Here is a 15,265-nt window from a genome sequence, read left to right on the forward strand (position 1 = left end):
TCTGTGCTTTAAAGCTCGGGTTTAATCTGCAATCAGGCGCTTTGAGTTTCCGCTTCGCGGTGAATTTTTTTCACCAATCCTTGTAATACCTTACCAGGACCTACCTCAATAAAGGTGCTGGCTCCATCGGCTACCATGTTCTGAACGCTTTGGGTCCATTTAACCGGAGCGGTTAATTGCTTAATCAAATTGCTTTGGATTACAGCAGGATCACTAATAGGGGTGGTGCTCACATTTTGATATACCGGGCAGATAGGCTCTTGGAATTTAGTGGCATTAATGGCGGCGGCTAATTTTTCTTCCGCGGGCTTCATTAATGGAGAGTGGAAGGCGCCACCTACGGGTAGGAGTAAAGCGCGTTTAGCACCCGCTTCCTTCATCAGCTCACAAGCTTGCTCAACCGCGGGAATAGCACCAGAGATCACTAATTGTCCGGGGCAGTTGTAATTGGCAGGCACTACAATTCCGTCTACTTGTGCACAAAGCTCTTCTACCTTCGCGTCTTCCAATCCTAAAACGGCAGCCATGGTGCTGGGCTCTGCTTCGCAAGCTTCTTGCATGGCTAAGGCCCGAGCTGAAACCAATTTTAAGGCATCTTCGAAAGCTAAAGTTCCATTGGCTACCAAGGCAGAAAATTCACCCAAAGAATGACCCGCTACCATATCCGGTTTAAAGTCATTGAGGCTTTTAGCCAGAATTACCGAATGTAAAAAGATCGCAGGCTGCGTTACTTTGGTTTCCTTCAAATCCTCAGCCGATCCTTCGAACATGATATCGGTAATGCGGAAGCCTAAAATGTCATTCGCTTGTTCGAACAAAGCTTTGGAGGCCTCAGATCCATCATAAAGATCTTTTCCCATTCCGGTGAATTGGGCTCCTTGGCCGGGGAAGATGTATGCTTTCATGTTTAGTAGTTAGTTTATGAGATATTAGACGATAGATCTTAGAAGTTAGATGGATTGATCTTCATAACTAAGAATTGTCTAAAGGGTTTGAAATTTGTTTTGCAAGGTTCGATTTATTTTTTGGATTTCATCCAAATCACTAAAAAGCTCTTCAAGACTGGTCATTTTGAAATAGCCTAAATCTGTTGCTAGATAGAGTTGAGTAGCAAGCTCATAGGATGAGCCTTGAGCTATGGATAAGAATTTTACAAATTCTTTATTACTGTTTCTACCGGCACCTTCAGCAATATTGGAAGGTATTGATATGGCAGCTCGCCCAATTTGGCTTCGAAGGCCGAATCGTTCGATTTCAGGAAGTTCAGGTAATAGCTGATAGACTTTTTTTACCAAGCTGCGGGATTTTCGCCAAAGAATTAACTCACGATAATTATGCATGGATCAGAGGTTTTGGTTTGAAGGCAATTTAATGAATCTTCCACCGGAAACCTCTAACGTCTAAGGTCTATCGTCTAAAGTCTAATAACCAGCCTCTTCTCACCCAAAATACTCCACCGCGTTATTAATCGTCTCTTCCAGGCGAATGCGATGCAGTTGACAGCCATGTTCGGCGATGGCGGGTTCGAGGATTTTCCAGAATTCTTCGGCTAGAACTTCTGTAGAGGCAAATTTACCCAGCATGAAGTCCACATCGTGGTTGAGGTTGGCATGGTCTACCTTCTCGATTACCTGCTCCTGAATGATTTTCTTCAGGTCTACGAGGTTCATCACGAAACCCGTGTCGGGGTTGATCTCTCCTTTTACGGTTACAATGAGGGTGAAGTTATGGCCGTGAAAATTCTTGTTGGCACATTTCCCAAATACCGCATCATTTTGCTCTACCGTCCAATTGGGATTGTATAATTGATGAGCAGCGCTAAAACGCTCCTTCCGCTCGATATAAATCATGATCGTCGCGTCAAATTTTTTGCAAAGATAGCCAATACTGAGGCGCTCTACTTCAATTTGGCATTGTTGTGATGACGGTCGTGATCGCGCTTTGTTTTAGCCTCCATTTTTCGATCGAAGGCCGCTTGTAAATCCGTGTCAGTTTGATTGGCTAAACAAAGCACTACAAAGAGTACATCGGCTAGCTCTTCTCCCAGATCCTTAGCCTTATCACTTTCCTTTTCGCTCTGCTCGCCATAGCGACGGGCAATAATGCGCGCTACTTCCCCTACCTCTTCAGTAAGTTGAGCCATATTGGTAAGCTCATTAAAATAGCGTACCCCATGATTTTGAATCCACTCGTCGACCTGGCCTTGTAATTCGGTAATTCCTTTCATACTTATCTTATCGCTGCAAGCTTAGGAATTTTTTATAAATCTCCCCTTCCCATTGCAATTGCAAAAAGTAGGTTCCTGTTCCGCAGGCCTGGCCTTGGTATTTTCCATCCCAGGCAAAGTCCATTTGAGAGCTGTGAAAGACCTCCAAACCGTAGCGATCAAAAATGCGAACATCGAAATCAGCAGGGGCCCGATTGATATCAAAATGATAAGTGTCGTTCATGAAATCCCCATTAGGACTGAAGATATTGGGAATGATCGGCAACTTTAATTCCGAATCAGGGATGTACAGCCAATAGGAAATGCTGTCGCCACAACCTTCACTATCGGAAACCCAAAGGCTAACTTTAAAGGGACCTTCTCCCTCGAATTGGTGTTGGGGGTCGAAGAGGGTAGTGCTGTCTCCATCACCAAAGTCCCAAAGAACACCATCTACACTACCCGTGCTGTAATTCTGAAACTGGATTTGTGAGGAATCGGCGGTAGGATATTGCCAGCTAAAATCAGCCTGTGGTCCGGTGAATCGGATTTCGACATTGATAATACTATCACAGGCACCTGCATTGAGTTTTTGGTGAATGAAATTGGTGTCGTTTCGGAACCAGCTATTATTATAAAAGAGGGAATCCTGGCGACAGGCACTTAAACTGACCTGTCCTAATGAAGCTTGTTTTAAGCTTAATTGCAATTGGGTGATTTGCCCGCAAGTTCCTCCTGTGCTGAGGGTGTCGAAATAAGTGCCCGGACTTTTCAAATACTGACCATTAAAGAGGAAGCTATCTCCTTGGCAAATGCTCTCGTTTAAGGTATTACCAATACTAAAAGGGCTAAAATTGGAACCGCTACTTAAGCAGGTGGGAGGATCTACCTGCCAGCCGGTCACCGAAACGGAGGCGCTAGAGGGCCAACTATTAGCACTGCTGCCATCGGTGGAGGTATAGCGAGTACAATTCCCATTGAGGCGCACCAGCTTTTGCCATTTCAAGGCATTATTAACTCCGGCCACTTGATTTTTCACAGCCACCCCATAGAGGCCCACCATATCCACGAAAGTGTTGGTATTGCCCAGGGTAATGGCAATACAATCATCATTATTTACACCTCCTAAATTGGTGCGCACCTGATCGGAGCAGGCTTTGAAATCGGCACTGGAACCCGTATTGTCGGCATTGGAGATGATAATGCTTGCTCCGGCATTGAGGATTCCTCCTAGTTGTACTGAGCCGGTAGAGCTGGTATTGGAGCCATTGTAAACCTGAACATAATAAGCGTTTAAGTTTATAGGGTTGGCGGTGGGATTGTAAATTTTGATGGCCCATCCACTGCCGGGATCCCAGTCCACATATTCGGTGATCATCAGGTCATTTGCCTGACCAAAAACGGTTAGGGAGCAGAGGGCTAGGAAACTAAGAAGCAGGGCGCGCATTTGCAGGAGTTTTGGGCGGCGAAGTAAGCAAACAGAAGTTAGCCCGATATTAAACCTTCTTTATTCTTTGTTTTTTGTGTCGATCCAGATGGTAACGGGCCCATCATTTATAAGCTCTACTTCCATATGTGCACCAAACTGTCCTTGCGAAACCCGGCTTTCGCCGATGATTTTACGGGCTTCTGCCAGAAATTCTTCATAAAGCTGATTGGCCATATCGGGAGGAGCGGCCTTAGCATAGCTGGGGCGCGTGCCCTTTTTAACCTTGGCGTGAAGGGTAAACTGACTCACCACTAAGAGGCTGCCTTGCACATCTTCAACCGAGAGGTTCATTAGGCCTTGCTCATCATTAAAAATGCGCAGTTTTAAGATTTTTTGCAGCAACCAATCTCGATCTTCGGCTTCATCATCAGGACCTATTCCCAATAAAATCAGGAGGCCTTTATCGATGGCTCCCACCATTTCTCCTTCTACTTGAACCGAGGCTTTTTGAACTCTTTGAATTAATGCGCGCATAAGCTTCTATTCGCTGTAAATATCCTTACGATAGGGTTCGTCGTCTTCCTGGCCTTCAATAAAGTTCAGGTAACTCTCATAGCGAGTAAAGGCCAGCTTATGTTCTTCAACCGCTGCTTTTACGGCGCAACCTGGCTCATGTTGGTGCAGGCAATTGTGGAATTTACAGTCGCCTTTTAAGCGAAAAATTTCCGGGAAATAATCACCCATTTCGGCGGGCTCCATATTTACCAAACCGAAGCCGCGAATTCCGGGAGTGTCAATAATATAGCCACCCTTTGCTAAGGGGTGCATTTCCGCAAAGGTGGTGGTATGTTGTCCTTGCTCATGCGCTTCAGAGATGGCACGAGTCTTTAGGTTTAAATTTGGATCAATGCGATTGATGAGGCTGCTTTTACCTACTCCGGAATGACCGCTGAGCAGGCTAATTTTAGATTGAAGTAAGGAGTTTAGTTCCTCCAAACCCTCACCACTTTGGGCGGAGCATTCCATCACGGTATAACCGGCTTGCTCATATACGATGCGCAGGAATTCCAGTTCTTCAAAATGCTCATCAGTATAGAGGTCAGTTTTATTAAAGACCAATACAAAGGGAATGTCGTAGGCCTCGGCGCTTACGGCAAAGCGATCGATAAATCGAAGGTGGGTTTTGGGTTGGTCTAAAGTGGCGATGAGTAGCGCCTGATCTACATTGGCAGCTAAAATCTGAGTTTGCTTGCTGAGGTTTACGGATTTGCGAATGATGTAGTTTTTACGATCCAGGAGCTTAGTAATTGCTCCATGACCTTCTTCTGTTTCACTCACCTCTACCAATACTCGATCTCCAACTGCTACTGGATTGGTGCTCTTAATGCCTTGTAAGCGAATTTTCCCGCGAATACGGCAATCGAGCAGAGCCTTGGCAGTTTGCACCTTATACCAGAGGCCGGTAGATTTTATGACCAGTCCTTCTTCAATCATTTTGCAAAGGTGCAGAATCTCCTGCCTTGGGCAAAAGCTTTACCTTCGTGCGTCTAAAATTGAAGCATGTCGATTGAAGTATCTAAGCTAACTAAGCTTTACGGCGAACAGAAGGCTCTGGATGAGGTCTCTTTCGAAATTAAGAAAGGGGAGATTGTGGGATTTTTAGGCCCGAATGGCGCGGGGAAATCGACGATGATGAAAATCCTGACCGGCTATATTCCGCAGTCGGAGGGCCAAGCTAAACTTTGTGGATTAAATGTAGAGTCCGAGAGCATTGCGGTGCGCGAAAAAGTGGGCTATTTACCGGAGCATAATCCCTTGTATCTTGAGATGTACGTAAAGGAGTATCTCAATTTTATGGCTGGGATTCATTCGGTTTCGAAGGAGCAGGTAGACGCGATGATTACAAAAGTGGGATTGGAGCCTGAGAAGCATAAAAAGCTGGGGCAACTCTCTAAAGGTTATCGTCAAAGGGTAGGCTTAGCGGCCGCACTTTTACATGAGCCGGAAGTATTGATTTTAGATGAGCCAACCACTGGTTTGGACGTAAACCAATTGGTGGAGATTCGCCAACTGATAAAGGAGGCGGGAGCCAATAAAACGGTGATGTTGAGTACCCACATTATGCAGGAGGTGGAATACCTCTGTGATCGGGTGATCATTATCAATAAAGGGAAAATTGTAGCCGATCGGCCTATTGCTGACTTAAAGGAACTCACTTTAGGGACGGTCTATCAAGTAGAATTCGACAAGGAATTTAGTAAAAGTGCCCTGCGTAAAATCAATGGCATAAAGCACGTGGAGGAGCTGGGGGCCAACAAATGGTTACTGGAAGGTCGACCGGATATTGATTTACGGACCGGGGTATTCGAATTTGCCGTAGAACAAGGCGCTGCCGTTCTCGAAATTCAAAAACGCGCCGCCAGTTTAGAGGAGGTATTTAAAAAACTAACCAATTAATCAAATGCGAAAAATTAATCTGCTTTTTGTCGTAGCGGTGTTGTTTACTGCTTGCGATGTTCGCACTGTTTCCAAAGCTGCCAAAGCTATAGATCGTGCTAGTCAGGTTGAAGCCAAAGAGGTAAATATGGAGCGCATTCAGGAGGCAGAGGCTAAACTGGAAGCGCGTAAATCCTATACCGGTACCAGAACCGAAGTAAATCCTCAAACCAAGGTAAAGACTGTGATCCCCTTTGTAAATGGCGTGAAGGAAGGGGAGGCCATTGCCTATTATCCGGAAGGAGAAGTGTGGAAGCGCACTAATTATAAAGCAGGCAAACTGGATGGCAAGGCTCAAATATTCCGTCAGGATGGAACGCTTAAGCATCAGGCCGATTATGTGAAAGGCGAATACGATGGTGACTATATAGACTACTTTAAAAGTGGTAATCCACAGCTGGAAACTAGCTTTAAAATGGGCAGACCCCTACCGGGATTTGTAGATCGTGATTATCGGGGTAATGAGAAGAAGAACCCAGACTTTGTGATCCAGGAAGGTGAAAAGATGGTGAATGGTCAGAAGGTGGTGAGCATTAATGTTGGGATGTCCGAGCGCGTGGTGGATCCGGTTTATTATATTTTACCGTCTGACATTAGCTGGGCGGAATCATCGGGGGATGTACTCCGGAGCTACAAGTTAAATTCAGTGGCAGGTGGAAATGGCGAAATAGAGGTAAGCCTAGAGCCTAGTCAATTTTTGGCAATCGACGGTCAATTAATAGTGCAGTATATGTATAAAGGTAAACTGCGCGTAGCCCAAAGTAAGTCGATTAAGCTGAGTTACGAGAATCTTTAGATTTTACGATAATAGTCTTTAAGTCCTAGGAGTAGAGAGTTGCTTGGGGCATACTTTAAGCCGCGTTCTATCCAATTTTGAGCCTCTCTTTTACTGCTTCGGAAGCTGTAATGCGCCACTTTGCTATAGGCTAAGGCCACCCGTTCTTCATTAACAGTTTCGGGCAGACTGCCACCTAAGGTTTCTTCCAACTCTTCCAAATTGCGTTTGGCACTGCTAAGTTGATTGCGGTTTACATGGTTTACCGCCTCCAGAATATAAATTTCAGCCACCAGGTTTCGGTAAATTGGATTTTCCAATAAGGAAGGGTAATGATGGTTGTAAGATCGGAGACTGTCTGAAATAGAAGATTCCATCCATTTTCCAGCTTGAATTTTCATGGCGATACCGCTCATCACTAAGGTGATACCGCTTTGATCATTTGGAAGTTCATCTAAACAATTCTTGCCGTTTTCCAGGGTTTCGGAAATCTTTCCTTTTTGAAAAGCCTCGGTTCCAAGAGTGATAAATCGATTAGCACGAATGTACTTTAGGGCGGAGTCATTGCTGAGGTAAGCTTCCTGGAAGAAGTCAAACCAGGCCTCGTAAATAGAGCGATCAATTTTCTTTTCTAAATAACGTGCACAGTAGTATTCAAAGGCCTCCAGGTTTTCGAGCTTTTCCTTTTCAGAAAAGAAAGTCCAATTCACCCGACAGAGATCGAAATAGTAGGGCTTGCTATAATCTTCTTGTTCAATCCAGGTGCCAATGATGAATGCGGCTTCTTCGTAATCGGCATCAGGAGCTAAGAAGCGGGCTTTTAAATGGTTTTGAAGGGCTGAGTGGTAATTCTCTGCTTCAAGGTCGTAGAGTGATTGGTTTTGATATTGAATGGCGACCAACCGACTAGGGTTCACAAATTCACGATCATCGAAGCTGCCTACAATAGAATCGAGTTTTGGATCATTCAATTGCTTGGGGCTGATCAGTTTTCGAGCCAAGTATTCTTCAATTAATTCCTCCCGACTTTGCATTTCAATTTCATAGAAACCTTGTCGGGGATCGGTGCTTTCTACAACCCAGGTTTCGTCGTCGTGCATGACCATAACGTAAACATGGCCCGGGATTTCAACCATTATATGTGGAATTCCCAGCCGTGAAAAAAAGTAGGAATACATACCCGAGGCAGAAACACAGTTGTAAAAGCCCGTTTCGAATATTTCGCAAAACTGATTGTTGGATTCATATTTATAGAAGATTTCTTCGTGAACCCTATTGAAGACCGTTTTGACAATTTTCTTGGTGCTCTTGCGAACCAATTTAGCAGAGTCCAGAGATTGGAAGATTTGCTCCAATTTCTCTTGATTTGCGAGGGCTGTGCTGGAGTCCATACGACCGCCGGCTGCTAAAAGAAGATAAAGATGATTCGTGTCGCCTTTAGCCGCGGCTTGAAAACTGTTTTCTTCAAAGGTATTGCTGAACTCCAGCCACTCAATGGGCATTTTGAGCGCTTGAGCAGAATTTACAAAGGGACTAAAAAACAGTAGGAGCAAGCTGAGGCTGCGCAGTAAGCTTTTCATGAACAGGATTAAGGCTTCAAAGGTATTTCAATTTCTCTAGCGGGAGAGAGGGCTAATTATAGTTGTTTCAAATTCAGTGATATATAAATTAGCTTCATTGATATACATACTCATGGACTCACAATTTTTAAATGAAAAATCTTGAGATTATGGCGTACTTTGTTTCGCTTTTTTAGGCCATAAATCAATTTTGCATGATCAGGAAAGTCCTGTTTTTGTTTTGGATAGCAACGCTAAGCTTGAAGGCTCAGGTTTATCATCCGGCCCCGCATCAGCAGCAGCATGATTTACCACGCGGTGCCTATGTTGCCTGTGTAGATAATATGGTGCAGGAGATGGCCGGTGGCAGCTCTCAACAATTGCAAGATTTAATCGGAACTATTGAGCGTCATGATTTAAGTTTTTTAGCCTTTTATGGCTTGCACTATGTAGTGGATAATAATCCACAGGATAATCCGGAAGAAGCCCAATTGCGGGTATTACTTAATCAATTACGCAGTCGTTTTCCCAAACTACAAATTGCGGCTGTGGGCGGTGGCTTGCAAAACCCCAGTGCCGGTAAAATCAAGGCTCAGGAGTTTCAACATCTAAAGACTGATAATTTTCTTTTTAAAGCGATAAGCGATGAGGCTTGTCCCAATCAGAAACCAGGCTTGGTCTCAGTAGGCAAGTTGAATGCGGTAATGAATCCGCGGAATCCCAATGCTCAAGAACAGTATCAAGCGGAGGTGCTGAAGCTTTTTGCCCGAATCGCCTGTTCATTTGGCTTTGCCAACCCTGCTTCGCGCAGTGCTATGGGCTCGGGGAAAACTTTGCAAACACAGGATTACTTCGATCATTTGGTTTTGGAAGATGAATGGTGGTGGCGCAATGGTTTGGTTGCAGACCATTTGAATGATCATGAGGATTTACTGCGTGCCATGCGCAGCATATTGCAATTGAGCCATGCTTGTGAAGCTAAGGTGATGACCTATGAAAGTCTGCAAATTGATAGTAGTGGTTTGGTTCCCATGGATCAGCAGGCACAAGAGATTGCCGCTTTGGCCGATCGGGTTTTTGTAACCCACTATTTTAAGTGTGTCCCCAATACCTTGGAACGCTATTGTGAAGTAATTGAAGCCTGGGGTAAGTTGAGTGGTGCCGAAGTGGAGCTATGGCCACTTTTCTCTTCCGAAGATCAATCGGCAAAAGTTTCTTGCAGTCGTTTTGATCCTAGCAAATCCTGGAACGACTTCTGGGGTGAGTGGATGGATACCAGTTTTACGGCAGCCAATCCTCCTCCTGATTTTTGTCCGGGTCCGGGTCGCCCAGGCTATGGCTATCCCTACGAAACCGATGAGGCAGAAGACTTGTATTTGGAGCGCTTGGATAGTGCGGGCACAGCACGTTTATTACCCAATAGCACTTGTCCGGTCTTTCATCGAGGAAGCTATGAGCCAGAGGGTTTTATGTGGTTTATTGCCCATTTAATGGATCCTTATAATCGCAGTCGGGTAGGGCTTGCAGAGGCAGAAAGCTTTAAAGCCAGTCCAGTGCTTTTCCCTAACCCCGCTAATGAAAGTGTAAGCCTAAGTTATGGTACTTTGATTTCCATTAGTGGCCTATCAGGCGAAAGCCTAAACCAAAAAATAAAAGGGAGCAAGGCACAATTGAATGACCTGGCTCCCGGATTGTATTTGGTAAAGGTGTGGGCTAATGAACGCTACTATTTTCTGAAGCTTCAGAAGTCCTAGACCTTATTTTTTACGCATAAAGATTTGGATGGGCACACCGTTGAAATCATAGTGCTGGCGCAATTGATTTTCGAGAAAGCGCTTGTAAGGATCCTTGATGTACTGCGGTAAATTGGCAAAAAAGGCAAATGAAGGTACCCGAGTTGGTAATTGGGTACAGAACTTAATTTTGATCAATTTGCCTTTGGTGGCAGGAGGTGGAGTAGCCTGAATAATAGGGAGCATCAGATCATTGAGCTTACTGGTGCTGATCTTTTGCTGGCGACGTTCAAACACGTTTACGGCTTCTTCTACGGCCTTGTAAATCCTTTGTTTGTTTAATACCGACATGAAGATGATCGGAATATCGCTAAAGGGTGCGATTTTTTCGCGGATATTGTCTTCGAAGCGCTTGGCGGTATGGGTGTCTTTTTCCACCAAATCCCATTTATTAACCAGCACTACGATGCCTTTCTTATTACGTTCGGCCAAAGAGAAAACGGCTAAATCCTGACCTTCAAAACCTCTTTCAGCGTCTACAATCAAAAGACATACATCCGCATCTTCAATAGCGCGCACCGAGCGAAGAACGGAGTAAAACTCAAGGTTCTCGTGGACCTTACTTTTCTTTCGCAATCCTGCGGTATCAACCAAGAGGAAGTCTTTGCCAAAGAGGTTGTAGCGGGTATTGATAGAGTCGCGGGTAGTGCCAGCAACATCCGTTACAATATTGCGCTCAATTCCGGTAATGGCATTGATGAAGGAAGATTTACCGGCATTGGGACGACCAATTACGGCGATTTTGGGAATGTCTAATTCTTCCTCTTCAGGGTCTTCGGGCAAGGCGGCAATCATCTCGTCGAGAAAGTCACCCGTACCCCCACCATTCATGGCAGAGATATTATGTACTTCTCCTAAGCCCAGACCGTAGAACTCGGCACTTTGGGTTTGGCGCATGGCATTGTCGACCTTATTGGCCACCAACATCACCTTCTTTTCGCTGCGGCGTAAAAGATTGGCTACTTCTTCATCCATTCCGGTTATACCATCTTCGGCATCTACCAGAAAGAGAATGAGATTGGCTTCGTCTACGGCAATTTGCACTTGCTTCCGGATTTCGCCTTCAAACACATCGTCGCTGCCTATGATATAACCACCGGTGTCGATAACTGAAAATTTGCGACCGGCCCATTCGGCTTTGCCGTATAAGCGATCACGTGTAACACCGGCAATAGAATCAACGATAGCCTTACGTTGACCGGTTAAACGATTAAAAAGAGTAGACTTCCCAACATTGGGTCTACCGACGATGGCTACAATATTGCCCAAAGCTTAAATTTTGGGCAAAGATAGTTTAAAGCTGAGGCTTAGTCACTAAGAAGGTCTTCCGGAATTTCGCAAACCGGAATAGGCTCCATTTTATGGCGATTGTTGCGGTGGTAGCGCTGGTAAATTTCTATTACCTCTTTTTCGCGTCCATGGAAGTGATCGGGCTTCTTGCCTTCTTTTTGCTGTTCCATAGCCCATTCGAGCTCGGGATAGCTGGCGCCGATTTGATCTTCGTCGGTGCGATCATCGCCCCACAGTCCATCGGTAGGAGGTGCGTCTAAGATTTCCTGAATCACTCCCATTTCTTCGGCTAATTCGAAAACCTGAGTTTTATAGAGGTCAGCAATGGGGCTTAAGTCCACTCCGCCGTCACCATATTTGGTATAGAAGCCTACGCCGAAGTCTTCTACTTTGTTGCCGGTACCTACCACTATTTTGCTTTCCAAGGCAGCAAAATAGTAAAGGGTGGTCATGCGCAAACGCGCGCGTGAATTCACCAAACTCATTTCACGGGCTTCGCTGCCGGGAACATTGGGAAGGGAGCCAATAAACTGATCAAATACCGGGGTGAGGTCTACTTCAACCCGACTTACATTAGAGTGGCGCTTTTGCAATTCTTCAATATGCTTGCGAGCACGACTTACCTGATCTGGACTTTGATAAATAGGCATCTCAACCAAAGTAACCGGAAAGCCGGTTGCGGCAGCCAGACTGGAGGTTAGAGCAGAGTCGATTCCTCCCGATACTCCAACTACATAGCCTTTGGTGCCCGATTTTTCGGTGTATGCTTTTAACCAGTTTACAATATGGTCAATGATGGCGGCGCGATTCATGCTTATGCTTTAAAACAGGATACCTACACTTAATGAAACGTAATCGAAGCGATAATTAAACTGATCGCTCAAACGAGGATCTTCATCACTCAGAAGGTTGTCGGTTAGGGCGCGATGGTATTGCAGGCGTCCTAAGAGTTTAGTTTGACCTCCAAGGTCGTATTCCATTCCCATTCCAATGCGGAAGGTCGCGTCGAATAAGCTAATCAGACTACCGAAATCTCTAGTGGTGGCTGGGTCCCAGCTTACTTCTTCACCGGTTTCGAAACCAATGGCAAAGCCCATTTCAGCGAAATAGGTGCTGTAGCCAAATTGACGAGTACGCATTTTAATTTGCAAGGGAATCTGGATGAAGCCAGCTCGGTAATCAGTGGTCGTGTCATTGATTTCCAAAGAACCACCACGGTTTAAATATTCGAAGCCGGAGGTGAAAGCATAGCGATCGGCAAAGGAATATTCGGCTAAACCGCCAAAGCCAAAGAGCAGGGCGGAGCCGGTATTGGCATTTCCCTGATTGCTGTTGAGGTAACTAAGTTGGCTGCTGCCAATAATTCCCAGTTGAAAATTGCGTTCCTGAGCTAATAAACTACCGCTGCTAAGAAGCAATAAAGCGGCATAGAGATAGATTCGCATAGATGCTTAGTTTTGAACAAAATTAAGACCCTTCCAACAATGAAGCGCCTTTTGTTATTTGTTTTCTGCACAATCCTGTTCACGGTTTCTTGTGATGAGGATCCACAGATTGATTTGGATCAGATTTCTATTAGCACAGAAGTACAACGTTTTGATCGCGCCTTTTATACTTTGGATACGGCTCATTTTGAGGAGGGTCTAAATGCGATTACGGAAAAGTATGCGCCCTTCTTTAGTAATGAGGCAGAAATGATCTTTTGGCAGAATCAACGTAAGGATGAATTGCAGAACAAGCTATTTGCGCTCACCGAGAAGGAATTTGGCGACCTGAAGGATTGGGAGCAGGAGCTTAATCGTTTGATGAAGCGTTACTATTATTATTTCGGAACGCAGGATAGCCTTGAGGTCTTTACCTATATCTCTCGCCTGGATTTTAATTATCCGATCGTGGTTTCCAAGCCTTATATATTTATTGCCCTTGATCTCTATATTGGCGAAGCGGCCAAAGAGTATTATGAAATCTTACCTCAGTACTTGCAATACCATCGGCAGTCGCAGTTTATGTTGCGGGATGTGGCCTATGCCCTGGCGGAGAAACGCGTACCTAAGCCCGCGGAACCGGTAAGTCTTTTGGATGCGATGCTCTATCAGGGAAAGCTCTTGAAGCTTACCGAATTGTTGCTAGGTAAGGTAGATGAAGCAACCCTATTGGTGTATCCACCTGAGAAGCACAAGTTTTGTGTAGAGCATGAAAAGGAGATGTGGATTTATTTCATTGAGCAACAAATGCTCTTTAAAAGTGATGAAGAGCTCAAACGTCGTTTTATGTCGGTTGCCCCATTTTCGAAATTCCGGACTAATATCGATGCAGAAACTCCTGGTCGTGTAGGTTGGTGGTTTGGTTATCGCGTTTTGGAAACTTATCTCGATGAATATCCAGAGCAAGAGCTTGCCGAATGGCTTAATGAGATGGACAGTCGCAAGATTCTAAAGCTCTCCTCTTATAAGCCTTAGGAAAGGAAGCGAAAATTGCGGTCCAATTAAATCGGGGCTTTTACCTTTGCCAAAAATTTGAATATGGCAGTAGCGCATCGCTCCGATATAAACTTGAACATTGGTCTGGACGAAAATCGGGTTCCCGAGGAAATGACCTGGTCTGCCGCCGACAGTGGCGTAGAAAACTCGAAAACCAAGGCAGCGATGATCTCCATTTGGGATGAAAAAGCGCAAGAGACTTTACGCATTGACCTTTGGACCAAGGATATGCCCTTGGATCAAATGAAGAAATACATTCACCAAAACATTATGGCCTTAGCCGATACCCTGGAGCGTGCCGGGGGTGAGGCTGATTATGCCAAGGACTTACGAGAGTATGCCCTGGATTTAGGTGAGAAAATGAATGTTCTGAAGCGCGGTTAATTCACTTCTAATTTTCGATTGATCTCAGCGATATAGCTGAGGATTTCTGTTTTGCCAGCTCCGGTTTCTGCTGAAGTGGCAAAATAAACGGGTATCTCAGCCCAGCTTTCCAGCATCTTTTTGTGATAGGTATGAAGGTTCTTATTGAGCTGATTGGACTTAAGCTTATCAATCTTGGTGTAAACCATAGAAAAAGGCACTTGGTTTTCGCCTAGCCATTCCATGAATTCCAAATCGATTTGCTGAGGAGGAATCCTCGAGTCGATTAGAACGAATAGGTTTATCAGATTAGGACGTTCCAGAATGTAGTCCTCAATCATTTTCTGGAATTTTTGACGGGAGTTCTTGCTCACCTTGGCGTAGCCATATCCGGGTAGATCTACTAAGTACCAGGTCTCATCCACAATAAAGTGATTGATTAATTGAGTTTTTCCTGGTTTTGAAGAAGTGTGGGCCAGCTTTTTATTATTCGCCAGGCAATTGATCAAACTGCTCTTACCCACATTAGAACGACCAATAAAGGCGTATTCGGGCTTTTTGTCTTGAGGGCACTTGGCAATATTGGTATTGCTGATTACGAATTCGACCTGCTTAATTTCCATGCGGCAAAGGTAGGCATGATAAAGAATCATTGACTCGAAAATCCGAAATCCTAAAAATTAGAACCCTAAGCTAGTTATTAGACGTGAAATTGACCCTCGGAATTTAGTGGGGAAGAGTTTAAAATGGAATATTTTAATGCTTGAAAATTGAGTTTTAGGAAAAATATTAGGGTCTTCAAAATGACATAAAATTCAAGAATAGAATTTGCGATACTGGTAAATTTTAAGGGTTTTGGTTTTTTTGTTGAAGA

At 44.7% G+C, this 15,265-nt stretch carries 17 protein-coding genes; 5 read left to right on the forward strand and 12 right to left on the reverse strand.

Going from position 1 to position 15,265, the window contains the following annotated elements:
- Positions 1-32 precede the first annotated feature (32 nt).
- The 7 genes from fabD to rsgA form a co-directional block, all read right to left on the reverse strand.
- A complete protein-coding gene (gene fabD, locus H4K34_RS10925; protein WP_210757458.1) occupies positions 33-905 on the reverse strand; it encodes an ACP S-malonyltransferase in 873 nt (290 codons plus the stop codon).
- A gap of 78 nt (positions 906-983) precedes the next feature.
- A complete protein-coding gene (locus H4K34_RS10930) occupies positions 984-1,340 on the reverse strand; it encodes a four helix bundle protein (protein WP_210757459.1) in 357 nt (118 codons plus the stop codon).
- 99 nt (positions 1,341-1,439) lie between these two features.
- Complete coding sequence (locus H4K34_RS10935) at positions 1,440-1,850, reverse strand: 6-pyruvoyl trahydropterin synthase family protein (protein WP_210757460.1); 411 nt, start codon at positions 1,848-1,850, stop codon at positions 1,440-1,442.
- Positions 1,851-1,897: 47 nt separating this feature from the next.
- On the reverse strand, positions 1,898-2,227 hold the full coding sequence (locus H4K34_RS10940) for a nucleotide pyrophosphohydrolase (protein WP_210757461.1): 330 nt from the start codon (positions 2,225-2,227) through the stop codon (positions 1,898-1,900).
- A gap of 7 nt (positions 2,228-2,234) precedes the next feature.
- Positions 2,235-3,653, reverse strand: coding sequence for a T9SS type B sorting domain-containing protein (locus H4K34_RS10945; protein ID WP_210757462.1), 1,419 nt, complete (start codon positions 3,651-3,653; stop codon positions 2,235-2,237).
- A gap of 60 nt (positions 3,654-3,713) precedes the next feature.
- Positions 3,714-4,169, reverse strand: a complete 456-nt coding sequence (gene dtd / locus H4K34_RS10950) for a D-aminoacyl-tRNA deacylase (protein ID WP_210757463.1) — start codon at positions 4,167-4,169, stop codon at positions 3,714-3,716.
- Between the two features lie 6 nt (positions 4,170-4,175).
- Complete coding sequence (gene rsgA / locus H4K34_RS10955) at positions 4,176-5,129, reverse strand: ribosome small subunit-dependent GTPase A (protein ID WP_210757464.1); 954 nt, start codon at positions 5,127-5,129, stop codon at positions 4,176-4,178.
- Between the two features lie 66 nt (positions 5,130-5,195).
- Between rsgA and gldA the strand changes: the two genes are divergently transcribed.
- Positions 5,196-6,092 (forward strand): gliding motility-associated ABC transporter ATP-binding subunit GldA, encoded by an 897-nt coding sequence (gene gldA / locus H4K34_RS10960; RefSeq protein ID WP_210757465.1) that lies wholly within the window; start codon positions 5,196-5,198, stop codon positions 6,090-6,092.
- Between the two features lie 4 nt (positions 6,093-6,096).
- A complete protein-coding gene (locus H4K34_RS10965; protein ID WP_210757466.1) occupies positions 6,097-6,927 on the forward strand; it encodes a toxin-antitoxin system YwqK family antitoxin in 831 nt (276 codons plus the stop codon).
- On the opposite strand, the gene H4K34_RS10970 is transcribed toward H4K34_RS10965, so the two are convergent.
- Positions 6,924-8,486 (reverse strand): hypothetical protein, encoded by a 1,563-nt coding sequence (locus tag H4K34_RS10970; protein WP_210757467.1) that lies wholly within the window; start codon positions 8,484-8,486, stop codon positions 6,924-6,926. The genes H4K34_RS10965 and H4K34_RS10970 overlap by 4 nt on opposite strands.
- Before the next feature lie 194 nt (positions 8,487-8,680).
- Between H4K34_RS10970 and H4K34_RS10975 the strand changes: the two genes are divergently transcribed.
- Complete coding sequence (locus tag H4K34_RS10975) at positions 8,681-10,219, forward strand: T9SS type A sorting domain-containing protein (protein WP_210757468.1); 1,539 nt, start codon at positions 8,681-8,683, stop codon at positions 10,217-10,219.
- 3 nt (positions 10,220-10,222) lie between these two features.
- Here H4K34_RS10975 and der read toward each other — a convergent pair whose 3' ends face one another.
- Genes der through H4K34_RS10990 form a run of 3 tightly spaced genes read right to left on the reverse strand, consistent with a single transcriptional unit; the run spans position 10,223 to position 12,993 of the window.
- A complete protein-coding gene (gene der / locus H4K34_RS10980; protein WP_210757469.1) occupies positions 10,223-11,527 on the reverse strand; it encodes a ribosome biogenesis GTPase Der in 1,305 nt (434 codons plus the stop codon).
- Positions 11,528-11,565: 38 nt separating this feature from the next.
- Positions 11,566-12,360, reverse strand: a complete 795-nt coding sequence (nadE, locus tag H4K34_RS10985; protein ID WP_210757470.1) for an NAD(+) synthase — start codon at positions 12,358-12,360, stop codon at positions 11,566-11,568.
- Positions 12,361-12,369: 9 nt separating this feature from the next.
- Complete coding sequence (locus H4K34_RS10990; protein ID WP_210757471.1) at positions 12,370-12,993, reverse strand: outer membrane beta-barrel protein; 624 nt, start codon at positions 12,991-12,993, stop codon at positions 12,370-12,372.
- A 39-nt stretch (positions 12,994-13,032) separates the two neighbouring features.
- On the opposite strand from H4K34_RS10990, the gene gldB reads away from it, so the two are divergent.
- Entirely contained in the window at positions 13,033-14,007 is a 975-nt protein-coding gene (gene gldB, locus H4K34_RS10995) for a gliding motility lipoprotein GldB (protein ID WP_210757472.1), read from the forward strand.
- 63 nt (positions 14,008-14,070) lie between these two features.
- A complete protein-coding gene (gldC, locus tag H4K34_RS11000; protein ID WP_210757473.1) occupies positions 14,071-14,412 on the forward strand; it encodes a gliding motility protein GldC in 342 nt (113 codons plus the stop codon).
- On the opposite strand, the gene yihA is transcribed toward gldC, so the two are convergent.
- Entirely contained in the window at positions 14,409-15,014 is a 606-nt protein-coding gene (yihA, locus tag H4K34_RS11005) for a ribosome biogenesis GTP-binding protein YihA/YsxC (protein WP_210757474.1), read from the reverse strand. The two genes, gldC and yihA, sit on opposite strands and share 4 nt — an antisense overlap.
- Positions 15,015-15,265: the final 251 nt, after the last annotated feature.

The sequence above is a fragment of the Croceimicrobium hydrocarbonivorans genome (genome assembly GCF_014524565.1).
Classification (GTDB): domain Bacteria; phylum Bacteroidota; class Bacteroidia; order Flavobacteriales; family Schleiferiaceae; genus Croceimicrobium; species Croceimicrobium hydrocarbonivorans.